General features: G+C 69.3%; 13 protein-coding genes. All 13 read left to right on the top strand.

Features of this window, described 5'->3' with window-relative positions; translation table 11 throughout:
- The first annotated feature begins 7 nt into the window (after nucleotides 1–7).
- On the top strand, nucleotides 8–1,381 hold the full coding sequence (locus ACXJKJ_RS08760; RefSeq protein ID WP_457389832.1) for a TIGR03790 family protein: 1,374 nt from the start codon (nucleotides 8–10) through the stop codon (nucleotides 1,379–1,381).
- 91 nt (nucleotides 1,382–1,472) lie between these two features.
- Nucleotides 1,473–1,895 (top strand): type II secretion system major pseudopilin GspG, encoded by a 423-nt coding sequence (gene gspG, locus ACXJKJ_RS08755; protein WP_056200568.1) that lies wholly within the window; start codon nucleotides 1,473–1,475, stop codon nucleotides 1,893–1,895.
- Complete coding sequence (locus ACXJKJ_RS08750; RefSeq protein ID WP_457319884.1) at nucleotides 1,895–3,091, top strand: type II secretion system F family protein; 1,197 nt, start codon at nucleotides 1,895–1,897, stop codon at nucleotides 3,089–3,091. Before gspG ends, ACXJKJ_RS08750 begins: the two co-directional genes overlap by 1 nt.
- Nucleotides 3,088–4,599, top strand: a complete 1,512-nt coding sequence (locus ACXJKJ_RS08745) for a GspE/PulE family protein (RefSeq protein ID WP_457389831.1) — start codon at nucleotides 3,088–3,090, stop codon at nucleotides 4,597–4,599. The genes ACXJKJ_RS08750 and ACXJKJ_RS08745 overlap by 4 nt, the downstream gene beginning before the upstream one ends.
- Complete coding sequence (locus ACXJKJ_RS08740; protein WP_457389830.1) at nucleotides 4,592–5,716, top strand: hypothetical protein; 1,125 nt, start codon at nucleotides 4,592–4,594, stop codon at nucleotides 5,714–5,716. The genes ACXJKJ_RS08745 and ACXJKJ_RS08740 overlap by 8 nt, the downstream gene beginning before the upstream one ends.
- On the top strand, nucleotides 5,713–6,237 hold the full coding sequence (locus ACXJKJ_RS08735) for a hypothetical protein (RefSeq protein ID WP_056200556.1): 525 nt from the start codon (nucleotides 5,713–5,715) through the stop codon (nucleotides 6,235–6,237). The genes ACXJKJ_RS08740 and ACXJKJ_RS08735 overlap by 4 nt, the downstream gene beginning before the upstream one ends.
- Nucleotides 6,234–6,758 carry a hypothetical protein gene (locus ACXJKJ_RS08730; protein ID WP_056200554.1) on the top strand — a complete coding sequence of 175 codons (525 nt, stop codon included), beginning with the start codon at nucleotides 6,234–6,236 and terminating at the stop codon, nucleotides 6,756–6,758. Before ACXJKJ_RS08735 ends, ACXJKJ_RS08730 begins: the two co-directional genes overlap by 4 nt.
- A gap of 101 nt (nucleotides 6,759–6,859) precedes the next feature.
- Nucleotides 6,860–9,007, top strand: a complete 2,148-nt coding sequence (locus tag ACXJKJ_RS08725) for a secretin N-terminal domain-containing protein (RefSeq protein WP_457352299.1) — start codon at nucleotides 6,860–6,862, stop codon at nucleotides 9,005–9,007.
- 113 nt (nucleotides 9,008–9,120) lie between these two features.
- The gene (locus ACXJKJ_RS08720; RefSeq protein WP_268795278.1) at nucleotides 9,121–9,627 is read left to right on the top strand and encodes a type II secretion system protein; all 507 of its coding nucleotides are present in this window, start codon (nucleotides 9,121–9,123) and stop codon (nucleotides 9,625–9,627) included.
- The gene (locus ACXJKJ_RS08715; RefSeq protein WP_457389829.1) at nucleotides 9,627–10,007 is read left to right on the top strand and encodes a type II secretion system protein; all 381 of its coding nucleotides are present in this window, start codon (nucleotides 9,627–9,629) and stop codon (nucleotides 10,005–10,007) included. The genes ACXJKJ_RS08720 and ACXJKJ_RS08715 overlap by 1 nt, the downstream gene beginning before the upstream one ends.
- A complete protein-coding gene (locus ACXJKJ_RS08710; RefSeq protein ID WP_157281845.1) occupies nucleotides 9,994–10,515 on the top strand; it encodes a type II secretion system protein in 522 nt (173 codons plus the stop codon). The genes ACXJKJ_RS08715 and ACXJKJ_RS08710 overlap by 14 nt, the downstream gene beginning before the upstream one ends.
- Before the next feature lie 260 nt (nucleotides 10,516–10,775).
- The gene (locus ACXJKJ_RS08705; RefSeq protein WP_457352303.1) at nucleotides 10,776–11,534 is read left to right on the top strand and encodes an NF038120 family PEP-CTERM protein; all 759 of its coding nucleotides are present in this window, start codon (nucleotides 10,776–10,778) and stop codon (nucleotides 11,532–11,534) included.
- Nucleotides 11,535–11,563: 29 nt separating this feature from the next.
- Nucleotides 11,564–14,722, top strand: coding sequence for a S8 family serine peptidase (locus ACXJKJ_RS08700; protein ID WP_457389828.1), 3,159 nt, complete (start codon nucleotides 11,564–11,566; stop codon nucleotides 14,720–14,722).
- Nucleotides 14,723–14,731: the final 9 nt, after the last annotated feature.

The raw sequence follows: 14,731 nt of genomic DNA, 5'->3' as shown, positions 1-14,731 counted from the left end.
GGCCCCCATGAGCCCTTTGAACCGCTTGCTGCCGCCGTTGTTGATGACCTTGCTGAGTGCCTGCGGCGGCGGAGGCGGCGGCACGGGAGGGGACGGCGGCGGGGGTGGTGGCATGGGGCAGACCTTGACGCTGGCCCTGCCCGCCAACGGCCTGACGCCGGCCGACCTGGCTGTCATCGTGGCCGAGGGTGATGTCCTCAGCGAGGCCGTCGGCGCCGCCTATCTGGCAGCGCGTGGTGTGCCGGCGGCGAATCTGATCCGCGTAAGGGTTAATACAGCCCAGGACGCGATTTCCGCGGCCGACTTTGCGTTGCTGAAATCCGACATCGACGCCAGATTGCCGGCCGGTATCCAGGCCACGCTGCTGACCTGGGCTGCCCCCAGCCGGGTCACTGGCGCCTGCAGCATGGGCATCACCAGCGCGATGGCTTTCGGTTTTGACACGCGCTACTGCAACCCCAGCCCATTGACCGAGGCCTGCGCGAACACGGCCGCCTCGCCGCTCTACGACAGCGAGGCGCGCCGGCCGCAAGCCGAATTGCAGATGCGCCCCTCCATGCTGCTGGGTGCACGCACGCTGGCGGCCGCCCAGGCGCTGATCAACCGCGGCGTTGCGGCCGATGGCAGCCGGCCAGCCGGCGAGGGCTGGCTGGTGCGCACGACGGACGACGACCGCAGCGCGCGCTGGAACGATTTCGCCGGCCTGCCGGCGGCCTGGAGCGGCGCCCTGGCGCTGAACTATGTCGACAACAGCGCCGGCCCGGCCAGCGCCAATGCGCTGTCCGGCAAGAGCGGCATGCTGTTCTACCTGACGGGGTTGAGCAGCGTCGCCAATCTGTCGTCGCTGCAATTCCGCGCCGGTGCCCTGGCCGACACGCTGACCTCAACGGGTGGCGTGCTGCCCTCGGGCGGCGGCCAGATGCCCATCACGGCCTGGCTGGACGCGGGTGCAACCGCCAGCTACGGCACGGTGGAGGAGCCCTGCAACCTGCAGCAGAAGTTCTCGCGCGCCTCGGTCCTCATCGACCAGTACTGGCGCGGCGCGACGGCCATTGAGGCCTACTGGAAGGCGGTGCAGTGGCCGGGGCAGGGGCTGTTTGTCGGCGAGCCGCTGGCCCAGCCCTTCCGCGATACGCCCAGCTTTGCCATCGTCGCCGGCGAATACCAGATCAAGACACGAAGCCTGCGGCCGGGCAGTCGCTACAGCCTGCAATACCTGCAGGGCTCAACCTGGACGACGCTGGCCAGCTTCACCGGCGTACGGGGCCAGACCCTGGACGGCCGCGCACCGCTGCCGCCGACCGCGGCGACACGCATCCGCTGGCAAGGCCCCTGCACGGACAACGCCGGCAATACCTGTACGCTGGCCCAGTCCTCGTGAGCGGCCCCTGAGAATGCGGGTCGGTCAAATCCCGATTGCCCTGCGGCGCCCGCCGTTGAACAGTCGCCCTCCCGCTGTACCCTGCCCGACCATGTCCCGCCCCTTTTCTGCCCGCCCGCGCGGCTTCACCCTGCTTGAACTGCTGGTTGTCATGGTCATCATCGGCCTGCTGGCCGGTTATGTCGGCCCGAAGTTCTTCGGCCAGATCGGCAAGAGCGAGGTCAAGGCGACCCGCGCCCAGATCGACGCGCTGACCAAGTCGCTGGACCAGTACCGCCTGGACGTCGGCCGCTACCCCAGCACCGATCAGGGCCTGGCCGTGCTGGTGACCAAGCCGGCCGACGAGCCCAAGTGGGCCGGCCCCTACCTGTCCAAGGCCGTGCCCAAGGACCCCTGGGGCAACGAATACCAATACCGCAGCCCCGGCGAGCATGGCGAATACGACCTGCTGAGCTTCGGCAAGGACGGCCGCCCCGGCGGCGAGGGTGAGGACGCCGATCTGACGTCCTGGTGATGCCCCAATTCCAAACCCGCGTGCTGCGCGCCGGTGCCGTCAGCACCGAGCGCGTGGAGGCTCCCGACCGCGCCGCCGTGGCCGCTGTGCTCGGCGTATCGCCCCAGCATGTGCTGGAGGTGCGCGAGGTGGCCGCCGCCAGCGAAGTTGCGAAGCCCTGGCGCCGTAACGCCAAATTCCCCCTGCAGCTCTTCAGCCAGGAACTGGCCGTGCTGCTGGACGCCGGCATCGCCCTGCTGGAAGCGCTGAGCACGCTGCGCGAGAAGGAAGGCCAGCCCGGCGTGCGCGCGGCGCTCGACGCCGTCACCACCCAGATCGAGCAGGGCCAGCCGCTGTCGGTCGCGCTGCGCCAGCAGCCGCAGGCCTTTGATGAGCTGATCTGCGCCATCGTCGCGGCCAACGAGAAGACCGGCCAGCTGTCGACCGCGCTGGCCCAGCATGCACGCTACCTGGCCTGGGTCGATGCGCTGCGCTCGCGCCTCGTCGCGGCCCTGGTCTATCCGCTGATGCTGCTCGGCGTGGGCTCGCTCGTCATTCTTTTCCTGCTGCTCTACGTGCTGCCGCGCTTTGCCGGCATCCTGGAGCAGACCAGCGCCGACCTGCCGTGGGCTTCGCGTGTGCTGATCGAGTTCGGCCAGACGGCCGGCGCGCATCCCGGTCTCGTCATCGGCGGGATCGCAGCCGTGGGCTTTGCGATCTTCACGCTGCTGCGCCAGCCCATCGTGCGCCAGCGCGCCCAGGCGGCGCTGTGGACGCTGCCCGGCCTGGGCCCGCGGTTGCGCGTGCTGGCGCTGGCGCGGCTTTACCGGTCTCTCGCCATGCTGCTGGCCTCGGGCGTGCCGGCTTTGGCCGCGCTGCGCATCGTCGTCGACGTGGTCGCCGCACCGTGGCGCGCCGCAGTGCAGGCCGCAGCTGCGCAGATCGAGCGCGGCGAGCGCCTGTCGGCCGCCTTTGACTCGCAGGACCTGGCCACGCCGGTCGCCCGTCGCATGCTGCGCGTGGGTGAGCGCAGCGGCGAGGTGGCGGCCATGCTGGAGCGCGCTGCCGCCTTCCACGACGAAGAGGCAGCGCGGCTGACCGACCTGCTGTCGCGCCTGGTGAACCCGGCGCTGATGCTGATCATGGGCGTGCTGATCGGCGGGATCATCGTGCTGATGTACTTGCCGATCTTCCAGCTCGTGGAGCAAGTCCAATGACGACCTCCCTGGCGGATTGGCTGCCGGCCGAGCAGGGCCCCTGGCACCTGGACTTCGAGCAGTGGCCGCAGGCCCAGGCCCAGCGCTGGCGTGCCGTGCTGGCCGTGGGCGCCGACGACAGGCGCGTGCTGCTCGCCGAGCGCGATGAGGACGCGATGCTGCTGCAGAGCGTCGAGTCGCGGCTGAATGCGCCTGTGGGTTGGCAGCGTGCCTCAAGCGAGGCGGTGACGCATTTCCTGGGCGCCGGCGAGGCCGACTTCCGCGCGCTGTCTGACGTCGAGGATGCGCTGACCGCTGTGGAAGACCACACCGAGGAGCTGTCGGCGCTGGCGCTGAGCGAGCAGGCCAGCCCCGTCGTGCGCCTGCTCAACGCCACCATCTACGACGCGCTGCAGGACACGGCGTCGGACATCCACATCGAATGCACGGCCCGCGGCGCCATGATCCGCTTCCGTGTCGATGGCGTCATGGCCGTGGTGCGCCAGGTCGAGGGCCCGCAGGTGGCCGAGCAGCTGGTGTCGCGCCTCAAGGTCATGGCCGAACTCGACATCGGCGAGCGCCGCCTGCCGCAGGACGGTCGCTTCAAATTGCGCGTGCAGGGCCGCGAGATCGACTTCCGCCTGAGCATCATGCCCAGCGTGTTCGGCGAGGACGCCGTCATCCGCATCCTGGACCGCGCAGCCATCGCCCGCGCCGGCTCGCTGACGCTGGATTCGCTGGGCTTTGGCGACGACGAGCGCGCTGCCATCCGGCACCAGGCGCGCCAGCCCCACGGCATGCTGCTGGTCACCGGCCCCACGGGCTCCGGCAAGACGACGACGCTATACGCGACGCTGGCCGAGATCCACACCGGCGCCGACAAGATCATCACGATTGAAGACCCGGTCGAGTACCAGCTCAGCGGCGTCGTGCAGATTCCCGTCAACGAGAAGAAGGGCTTGACCTTCTCGCGCGGCCTGCGCTCCATCCTGCGCCACGATCCGGATCGCGTCATGGTCGGCGAGATCCGCGATGCCGAGACCGCGCAGATCGCCGTGCAGGCCGCGCTGACCGGTCACCTGGTCTTCAGCACCGTGCATGCGAACAACGCGTTTGATGTCATCGGCCGCTTCATGCACATGGGGCTGGATCTCTACAACGTGGTCTCGGCGCTGAACGCCGTGCTGGCCCAGCGGCTCGTACGCCTGACGTGCAAGCACTGCGCCCGGCCGTTCACGCCCGATGCCGCGACCCTGACAAGACATGGCGTCATCAACGGCAACTTCCTGAAGGGCGAGGGCTGCGGCCACTGCCGCGGCACCGGCTACAAAGGCCGGCGCGCGGTGGCTGAGTTGCTCAAGCTCGACGACGGCCTGCGCGACCTGATTGCCGCGCGCGCGCCGATGTCCGAGATCAAGGCGGCCGCCAAGGCCCGCGGCATGAAGTCGCTGCGCGAGATGGCGCTGGCGGCGGTCTGCCGCGGCGACACCACTTTCGAGGAGCTGGAACGTGTCACCCTCGATGAGTGAGCGCCTGCGCCGGCAAATCGCCGCACGCCTGGCCAAGCCGCGGCGACTCTTCGTCACGCCCGGCGGGGACGAGTTCGCGGCCTGGTGCCGCGATCTGCCGGGCACGGCCGTGGAGGTGGTCGTCAGCGCGCGTGCCCTGCACGAGCTGGTCACCGAGCCGGGCTTGCCGCTGGCCGATCTGGACGCCGTGCAGGCCTATGCCCAGCAGCAGTTCGCCCATTACTTCGGCAGCGCTGCGCAACGCTTTGCGATTGCGCCTTGGAAGCTGGGCGAGACGGCTGGCGCGTCCGCTCTGCATGGGCTGGACCTGGCCGCACTGCGCACCCAGGCCGAGACTGCGAACGTGCGCCTCGCCGCCGTGCGGCCGGCCTGGGCTGCTTGGCTGGCCTCGCTGCCGGCCGCGACGCGCGCCGGCTCGGGCCGTGCGGTCTGGCATGAGGGCGATGTTTCGGTCGTCATCCAGCTCGACCGCGGCCATGTCACCGGCCTGCAGTCGCGCCGCGTACAGCAGATCGCCGATCTCGGTGGCGACGCGCCTCTCGCCGTCGGCACGCCCGCCGACGAACTCATTCCCCAGCCCGGCCCCGTCACGCCGCAGCCTGATTTCCTGCCGCGCAGTGGCCGCTCGCCCTTGGCCTGGCCGCTGGCCGCAACCGGCGCTCTGGTGCTGGCCACGGCCGCATGGAGTGCCGTCGACAGCCATCGCGGCCTCGACGTCGCCCAGGCCGCGCGCGACCGCGTCGCCACGCTGCGCCCGGCATCGGTACCCAAGCCCGCCGCGCGCGGCCGCGCCGAACCGGCCGAGAACCGCTCGGCCAATGAAGCCCGCGCCTTGCTGGCCATGCCCTGGGAGCCACTGCTGACCCGTGTCGAGACCGCGGGCGCTGAGGCCAAGACCATCGCTTGGCTGGGCATGGACGCCAGCGCCGGCCGCGGCGAGTTGCGCCTGGAAGGCCTGACGCCCGACAAGTTATTGGCCCTGCAGCTGGCCGAGCAGCTTGGCACGACGCCGGGCTGGCGCCAGGTCGTGCTGTCGCGCTTCTCGGCCGCCGAGACGGGCCTGGTTGGCCAGCGCTTCGAGATCAATGCCCGCGTGGCGACCGGAGGCGGCTCGTGAAGCGGCCCGCCTTCATCAAGGCTCCGGTCAAAGCGCTCGGCTGGCCCGGTCTGGCCGGCCTGGCGGCATTGGTTCTTGCCGTGGTCGCCGTCGTGCTCAGCCAGCGTTGGGACGCTCAGGCCGTCAAGTTGCAGACCGAGGCCCGCGAGCTGCGTGCCAAGGCCCGTCCCGCCGTGGCGGCAGCGTCCGCGCCGGTCAGCGTGCAGCAATGGCAGGCCACGCTGCCACCATCGAGCAGCCGCCAGCAGCGCCTTGCCGACCTGCTGGAGCTCAGCATCCGCCTGGACCTCGTTGGCGCGCGCACCGAGCACCGGCTGTCCACGTCGGAGGGCCTGGAGCGGCTGCGCGTGACCATGCCGGTCACCGGCAGCTACGGCCAGGTGCGGCGCTTCATTGCCGCGGCACTCGAACATGATCCGGCGCTGAGCCTGGACTCGGTCAAGCTGCGCCGTGTCAGCCCGATGGCGGCCGATGTCGATGCCGAACTGCAGTGGTCGCTGCACGGAAGGGCTGCGCCATGAAGCCGACGTCGCCCCGTCAGCTTGCCCTCGGCGGCGCGCTCGTCGCGACGCTGGCCGCGACGGCCTGGGTGGCGACGCGCCCCGATGACGAGGCCGTGACGCCGGTCGCAGCGCCAGCCCGTCGCCCGGTTGCCACCGCTTCGCCAACCTCTGCCGCGCCTGCGCCGGTGGACGGCGCCCGCCAACCCTGGGCCGAGGCCCCCGCGTCCCAACTGGCTGCCTGGCAACCCCCGCCGCCACCGCCGCCTCCACCGGCGCCAGCCCCGGTCGCTGCTGCACCACCGCCGCCCCCAGTCGCGCCGCCAGCGCCCTACCAGATGATCGGCCGCGTCATTGAAGGCGAGGGCGCCAAGGCGGTCGAGGTTGCCTTGCTGACCGGCCCAAACAAGGCGCTGAGTGCCAAGCGCGGCGACGTCATCGACGGCCAGTGGCGCGTCGAGCAGGTATCCGACAGCGGCGTGCGCCTGACCTGGCTGCCCGGCCAGCTCCCCCAGAACATCGTCTTCAGGCCCATCCCATGAAGCAGCTCCTCCTTCTCTTCCCGGGAAAACGCCGGGCCGCCCCAAGTTTTCTCGCTCCCCTCGGGGGGCGGACGACGTTCCACGTCGTCCTTGGGGCATTTGTGACTGTGCTGCTCGCGGCCTGCGCCAACCCGGCGTTGCGCCAGGCCGAAGACCTCGGCCGCAGCAACCAGTGGCCGGCCGCCCTGCGCGTGCTGGACGATGCCCGCGCCAAGGACCCGAACGACCCTCAATTGCGCGCCGCCCAGGTGCGCGCCCGCGAACAGGCGACGGCCCGCCTCATCCTGCAGATCGAGGCCCTGCGCGGCGCCGGCCGCTGGGACGAGGCCTCAGCCCTGCTGAGCCAGCTGGCACTGGCCGACGCCAAGCACCCGCGCCTGGTCGCCTTGACCACCGAGGTGGAACGCAGCCGCCGCCAGGATGCCCAGCTGGCCACCGGCCGCGCGGCGCTGAAGGAAGGCCGCCTGGAGCGCGCTGAAGGCGTGGCCCGCGAGATCCTGGCCGAGTCGCCCCAGCATCCCGGCGCCCGCCTGCTGGCCAGCCAAGTCGCCCAGGCGCGGCCGCTGGAAGCGGCGGTCGGCGAGCTGGGCCCGGCCTTCCAGAAGCCCGTCACGCTGGAGTTCCGCGAGGCGCCGCTGCGCCAGGTCTTCGAGGCGCTGTCCCGCTCCAGCGGCGTCAACTTCGTCTTCGACAAGGACGTGCGCGCCGATGCCCGCGTGACCGTCTTCCTGCGCAACGTGACGATGGACGAGGCCATGCGCGTCATCCTCGGCACCCAGCAGCTGGATCGCAAGCTGCTCAACGAAACCTCGGTGCTGATCTTCCCCAACACGGCCGCCAAGCAGCGCGAGCACCAGGAGCTGATCACCCGCACCCTCTACCTGACCAACGCCGACGTGAAGCAGGTGCAGGCCATGGTGCGCACCATCGCCAAGGTGCGCGACATCCACATCGACGAGCGCCTGAACCTGCTCATCGTGCGCGACACGCCCGAGGTGCTGCGCCTGGTGGAAAAGCTCATCGCCTCGGTCGACCTGCCCGAGCCCGAAGTCATGCTCGAGGTCGAGGTCATGGAACTGGCCACCGACCAGGTCGACTCGCTGGGCCTGCAGTGGCCGGAGGAATTGCAGGTGGGCATCAGCGACGCGACGGGTGCGATCCCGTCGCGCGTCTTCATCGGCGGCAGGAACCCCATCAACTTCCGCGCCAGCATCGCCAACCCGACCGTGATCGCCACGCTGCGTGGCACGGCCGGCAACTCCAACATCCTGGCCAATCCCAAGATCCGCGTGCGCAACCGCGACAAGGCCAAGGTCCACATCGGCCAGAAGCTGCCGGTGTTCACGACGACGACCAACTTCACCGGCTCTACGTCCGTCGCGGCCTCGGTCAGCTACCTGGACGTCGGCTTGAAGCTTGATGTCGAGCCCACTATCCAGCTCGACAACGACGTCGTCATCAAGATCGGCCTGGAAGTCAGCAACCTGATCCGCCAGGTCACCGGCCCCGGCGGCACGACGGCCTACGAAATCGGCACCCGCAACACCTCCACCGTGCTGCGCCTGGCTGACGGCGAGACGCAGGTGCTGGCCGGCCTCATCAACGACGAGGACCGCAAGAGCGGCACCGGCATCCCGGGCCTGTCGCGCATCCCCGTGCTGGGCCGCCTGTTCGGCACCCAGACCGACACGCGCAACAAGACCGAGGTGGTGTTGCTGATCACGCCGCGCGTGGTGCGCAACCTGGCCGTGCCCGACGCGTCCCTCACGCGCCTGGCCAGCGGCACCGATGCCAGCCCCGGCGCCTTCAGCAGCCTGCTGCGGCGCGATGCCCGGGTCGGTGTGGCGCCCAGCAGTGGCGGCGCCGCCGCGCCGGCCGCGCAAGCGCAGCCCAGCGCGGCCTCTGCCGAGGCCCTGCTGAAGCTGGACGTGACGCCGCAGATCCCGGCCGGCGGTACCGTCTCGGTCGCGTTGAAGAACGACAGCGGCCTGCAGATCAAGGGCGAGCTGGAGTACGACGCGGCCAAACTCACGCCGGCCCAGCCCCTGCAGGGCGTCACGCCCGGGCGCTATCCCGTCGAGCTGGCGCCACGCGGCGAGCGCGTAGTCGCTTTCCGCGCCCTGCCGCCGGCGGCAGGCCAGGTGCTCAACATCGGTGTCAGTTCGCTGTCGGCCAGCGGACTGAATGGCGAATCGGCATCGGTGCGACTTGAAGGCTCGGGCCTGCTGACCGTCGAGGCGGTAAGGTGAAACTGCCCCTCGCCCTGCTTCGCGCCGCTGAACGCGGGCGAATCCGGTCGGTCCCCCGAGGGGACGGCGATGCTTGCCGGCTTGACCGGCCAGCATCGCCAGAACGGGCCGGCTTGGGAGCGGCCCGGCGCTCGGCCCGCGGGCGTCACGCGGGTTTTGTTCGTGGCTTTACGCTGATCGAGATGCTGGTCGTRCTGGCCATGCTGGGCGTGCTCGCGTCTGCCGCGCGGCCCTTGCTCGAGATGTCGGTGCAGCGCAGCCGCGAGCACGAGCTGCGCCAGTCGCTGCGCACGCTGCGCGAGGCGCTTGACGCCTACAAGCGCGCCACCGAGACCGGCAGCATCGTGCAAAGCCCCGAGGACAGCGGCTACCCGCAGAAGCTGCAACTGCTGGTCGACGGCGTGGCCGATGCCAAGTCGCCCAACGGCCGCAAGATCTATTTCCTGCGCCGCCTGCCGCGCGACCCCTTCGCGCCTGCAGAGCTGAGCGCGGCCGAGACCTGGGGCCTGCGCGCTTACGACAGCCCGCCCGACGACCCGCGTGCGGGCAAGGACGTGTTCGACGTCTATTCGCGCTCGGAGCGCAAGGCGCTCGATGGCAGCAAGCTGAAGGACTGGTAATGGCCAGGCAACGCGGCTTCACCCTCATCGAGCTGATCGTCGTCATGGCCATCGTGGCACTGCTGGCGTCCATTGCCGCGCCGCGCTACTTCACGTCGCTGCACAAGAGCAAGGAGACGGCCCTGCTGCAGTCGTTGACGACGATGCGCGATGCCATCGACCAGTACGCCGCCGACAAGGGCCGGTATCCCGAGTCCCTGCAGGAGCTGGCCGCGGCGCGCTATATCCGCGGCATTCCCGAGGACCCGCTGACCGCCAGCCGCGAGACCTGGGTCGAGCTGCCGCCACCGACTGAGATGCAGGCCAGCGGCCGGGTCTGGGATGTGCGCAGCGGCGCCGCCGGGCGCTCGGCGGACGGCAGGCTCTATGCGGACTGGTAGCAGCCGCGCGCGGGGCTATTCCTACCTCGCGGTGCTCTTCCTCGTCGCGTTGACCGCGGCGGGCCTGGCGGCCCTGGGCCAGGCCTGGAGCACGGCGGCCCAGCGCGAGCGCGAGCGGGAGTTGCTGTTCCGCGGCGGCGAGATCGCGCGCGCCATCGTGGCCTATGCGGCGGCCACGCCCAACCCGCCGCAGCAATACCCGCGCAGCCTGGACGACCTGCTCATCGACAACCGCGTACCGAAGCCGCGGCGCCATCTGCGCCGCGCCTATGAGGACCCCTTCACCGGCAAGGCGGACTGGGAGCTGGTGGCCGAACCCGGCCAGCCCGGCGCGTTCAGTGCCGTGCGCAGCCGCTCTGAGCATGCGTTGCTGCGCGAGGTTGGCCCGGACGGCTTGCCGGTCCGGATTGCGCGCGACCTGCTCTTCTCGCCACGCACCGTGGCCAACCTGCAACTGCCCGCAGACCCCGCTTCGGCTGCCTCAGCGGCCAGTGGCGCGTCAAGGTGATTTGTCCTATGAAATTTCATACGGGTTAGTCAAGTCTGCTGACTCGGTGAATACCCGTTCCCCCCTTGCTTGGATGCCGGGCAAGTGGGGATGGCCGTGAAATCCTGCTCGCACAGAATCGGCCGCCTAGCTGGGTCAGTTGTTGACCCATACGCAGGGCATCCAAGCAAACAGCAACGCTGAGCTGGGGGTGTCGTGTCGCCAAAAGCGTCGCTCGCCTGCGCCGATTGAATCAACGTTCAAAGAAAGTGAGTAGTCCAATGAAGAAGGCTTTGACCTCAGTCGCGCTCGCTGCGCTGGCGCTGGCCGCGTCGGTGGGTGCCCAGGCGAATGTGCTCCGCACCACCATCGATTTCAATACCGTCGATCCGTCGCCGTTTGCGCCCTTCGCGCCGCTGCTGCTCAACGGTGACGAGTTCTATCAGGACGGCCTGGGTGGCCGGACGATGTTCTTCGACCCCTTCTCCAACTCCGCCACCGCCCAGATTGGCGATCTCGTCGGCATCCTCGCCGACGGCAGCGATCCCAACACCTGCCTGAACGTGCAGTGCCCGGCGAACAATTCGACGCAGTACCTGGCCATGCTGGCCGATGCTGCCCTCGTGTTCGGCTCGACGGACGGCTACCGTTTCTCCGTGAAGAGCTTCGACGCCAGCTGGATCGGCAATGGCGAGGCGCTGCAGTCCACCCCCGGCTTCGTGCGCCTGCAGGGCGTGCGCAACGGTGTCTCGACGACGGCCACCTTCGCGCTGACCGGCCTGAATGCCGCCAACCAGCTGAACTTCTCGAGCATCAATACCGGCGCCTTCGGCAATATCGAGTTCGACTACGTCTATGCCTACGGCTTCGCCTGCCCGCCTCCCGGCGGCGGCACGACCTGCTCAGCCTTCAGCACTGACCGCGCCCAGTTCGGCCTCGACAACATCACCATCGAGCACGTGCCCGAGCCCGCCAGCCTCGCTCTGCTGAGCGTCGCCGGCCTTGCCGCCTTCCGGGCCAGCCGCCGTCGCGCTGTCTGATCCGCCGTTTGCATCGAAAGGACTCTTTGATGAAGATGAAACTCAAGCCCGCCGCACTGGCGACGCTGGTTCTGCTCTCAGGTTTGGCCACAAGCTCCTTTGCGCAGGATCGCAAGACCTACATCGTCCAGCTCAAGGACGAACCCGCTGCCTCTTACCAGGGCACGGTGTCAGGCCTGGCCGCCACCCAACCGGCAGCCGGTGAAACCTTCAAGTACGGCAGCGCTGCCGTGCAGGCCTACATCAGCTACCTGGGCCAGCAGCAGAGCAACGTGATCGCCTCGGTCGGCAACGCGCCTGTCCTGACGAGCTACAAGACCGTGTTCAACGGCTTTGCCGCCAGCCTGACGGATGACGAAGCCCGCTCGCTGAGCACCAACAGCCAGGTCGTCGGCCTGTGGCAGGACGAAGCCCGCAAGCTCGACACCATTTCCACCAGCCAGTTCCTGGGCCTGACCGCCCCGGGTGGCCTGTGGTCGCAGACCGCCGGCGGCTCCGCGATCAAGGGCGAGAACCTGGTGATCGGCGTCGTCGACCTGGGCATCTGGCCCGAGAACCCCGCCTTCTTCGACCGTGTCGATGCCAACGGCGTGCCGAGCAACAACCCGGCCGACACCCTGGTCTACGGTCCCAAGCCTGCAACCTATATCGGTGGCTGCGTGGCTGGCGAAGGCATCGACCCCGCCAAGCATTGCAACAACAAGCTGATTGGTATCCAGCACTTCAACGCGGGCTTCATCGCCACCGGCCGGACTCCGCACTGGACGTCGTTCGCCTCCGGCCGCGATGACCTGGGCGGCGCGACCGGCCACGGCGGCCACGGTGACCACACCGCCTCCACGGCGGCAGGCAACGCCAACGTCACGGCCATCGTCAACGGCCTTGCCCTGGGTCAGGCCTCCGGCATGGCGCCACGCGCTCGCGTGGCGGCCTACAAGGTCTGCTACACCTATGTGGACGTGGCCGCCACCGACGGCACCGGCAGCAGCAACAGCTGCTTTACTGCCGACTTGGTGGGCGCCATCGACAAGGCCGTGGCGGATGGCGTCAACGTCATCAACTACTCGATCAGCGGCTCGCAGACCACGGTCAACGACCCCGTCGAGCAAGCCTTCTACCGCGCCTCGATCGCTGGCGTCTTCGTCGCCGCTTCGGCCGGCAACAGCGGCCCCGGCCAGGCCGTCGCCCACCTCAGCCCCTGGCTGACGACGGTGGCCGCCTCCACGCATGACCGCGCCTTCTCGGGCGACGCCACGCTGGGCAATGCCGCCAAGTACACCGGCGCCTCGCTGAACAGCCTGGCCGAAGTGAACGGCCAGCCCCTCATCCGCGCCGAGGACGCAGGCATCGCTGGTGCCAGCGCCAACCTGAACCTGTGCTTCAGCAACCCGCTCGAGCTGGACCCCGCCAAGGTGGCCGGCAAGATCGTGGTCTGCACGCGCGGCAACAACGCCCGCGTCGACAAGAGCCTGGCCGTGCTGAACGCCGGTGGCGTCGGCATGATCATGCAGGACAACGGCGCTGGCTTGGTGGCCGAGGCCCATTCGGTGCCGACCGTGCACGTCACGACCGCCGACGGCGCCGCGATCAAGACCTATGCCCAGACGGCCGGCGCCACCGCCAGCCTCAGCAAGTTCTATATCGGCACCGCTCCGGCGCCGATCATGGCCAACTTCTCGTCGCGTGGCCCGAACGCGGGTGACAGCAACGTCCTCAAGCCCGACCTGACGGCACCTGGCGTGGACGTCATTGCCCAGGTGACACCGGGCCTGAACCAGGCCGATCGCGACGCCGTCGCCGCTGGCACGCTGGTGCCCGGACCGGCATGGGCGTCCTACCAAGGCACGTCCATGTCCAGCCCGCACGTGGCGGGTGTCGCGCTGCTGCTCAAGCAGGCGCACCCGACCTGGGGCCCCGGCGCCATCAAGTCGGCGCTGATGACCACCACCTACTCGACGCTGAACGACGGCCTTGCCGGTCTGTCCAACGGCCTGTTGCCCTGGTCGCAGGGCTCGGGCCACATCAACCCGAACAAGGCGACCGACCCCGGCCTGGTCTACAACGCCGGCAAGAACGACTGGGTCAAGTACCAGTGCAAGGTGAACAAGCCGGCCGTGCTGCCGGCCACCGACTGCACGACGATTGGCACGCTCGCCGAGACCTCCGATCTGAACCTGCCGTCCCTGACAGCAGGCACCGTCATCGGCAGTGTCACCTTCCCGCGCAACGTCACCAACGTCGGTACGGCGAGTGCCACCTACACCGCTGCTGCCAGCGTGCCGGGCTTCACGACCGTCGTGACGCCTTCCTCCCTCACGCTGGCTCCGGGTGCTTCCGCTTCCTTCACGGTCAAGCTGACCGCGACGACGGCTGCCGAAGGTGTCTGGAACTATGGCCAGCTGGTCTGGAGTGACGGCGCCGGCGGCCACAGCGTGCGCGCCCCGATCCAGGCCAAGGTGGGCAAGCCCATCTCGACCCTGTCGGACATCACCGGCACCACCGTTTCCGGCACCCGCCTGATGACGGCCAAGACCGGCTTCAGTGGCCGCATGGGCCTGAAGCAGGGCGGCATGAAGGAAGTGACGATGGGCAGCCCGGCCACGCTGGCGCCCCAGGCGACGGGCAGTGCGGCGCTGAAGGCCATCTGCCAGGCCGGTGTCGACACGGCCAATGTCAAGGTCTACAGCTTCAGCGTGCCTGCCGGTGCCATGGTGGCTCGCTTCGGCCTGCGTGATGCCGACGTCGGTACTGCCGGCGACGACAACGACCTGATGCTGCTCTATCCGAACAACACCACCTCGGTGTACTCGGGCAACGACGGCTCCAACGAGACGGTGCAGGTGACGAATCCGGTCGCGGGTACCTACAAGGTCTGCGTGGTCGCCTACGGCGGCGCCGCTGCCATGACGCACTCGCTGTCCAGCTGGATCGTCAGCCCGGGCGAAGGTGCTGGCTTGAAGGTCGCCGTGCCCTCGCAGGTCTATGCCGGCAGCACCGCCAGCGTCGCCCTGACCTGGTCGGGTCTGGCCACGGGCAAGCGCTACCTGGGTGCCTTCCAGTTGCTGGATCTGGCTGGCGTGGCTCAAACCACGACGACTGTGCGTGTCTCGACCGACGGCAGCGTGCCGGTGCTCAACGAGCCCACCACCGTGCCGGCCAAGCTGGTCGAAAGCRCCGCCGCTCAGTAAGCACGTCGC

This window comes from Roseateles sp. P5_E1, assembly GCF_054049335.1.
This window is presented reverse-complemented; position numbering and strand designations above follow the sequence as displayed.

Coding starts and splice junctions, on each gene's coding strand:
- ACXJKJ_RS08760 (WP_457389832.1), top strand. CDS start 8: ATGAGCCCTTTGAACCGCTTGCTGCCGCCGTTGTTGATGACCTTGCTG.
- gspG (WP_056200568.1), top strand. CDS start 1,473: ATGTCCCGCCCCTTTTCTGCCCGCCCGCGCGGCTTCACCCTGCTTGAA.
- ACXJKJ_RS08750 (WP_457319884.1), top strand. CDS start 1,895: ATGCCCCAATTCCAAACCCGCGTGCTGCGCGCCGGTGCCGTCAGCACC.
- ACXJKJ_RS08745 (WP_457389831.1), top strand. CDS start 3,088: ATGACGACCTCCCTGGCGGATTGGCTGCCGGCCGAGCAGGGCCCCTGG.
- ACXJKJ_RS08740 (WP_457389830.1), top strand. CDS start 4,592: ATGAGTGAGCGCCTGCGCCGGCAAATCGCCGCACGCCTGGCCAAGCCG.
- ACXJKJ_RS08730 (WP_056200554.1), top strand. CDS start 6,234: ATGAAGCCGACGTCGCCCCGTCAGCTTGCCCTCGGCGGCGCGCTCGTC.
- ACXJKJ_RS08715 (WP_457389829.1), top strand. CDS start 9,627: ATGGCCAGGCAACGCGGCTTCACCCTCATCGAGCTGATCGTCGTCATG.
- ACXJKJ_RS08710 (WP_157281845.1), top strand. CDS start 9,994: ATGCGGACTGGTAGCAGCCGCGCGCGGGGCTATTCCTACCTCGCGGTG.
- ACXJKJ_RS08705 (WP_457352303.1), top strand. CDS start 10,776: ATGAAGAAGGCTTTGACCTCAGTCGCGCTCGCTGCGCTGGCGCTGGCC.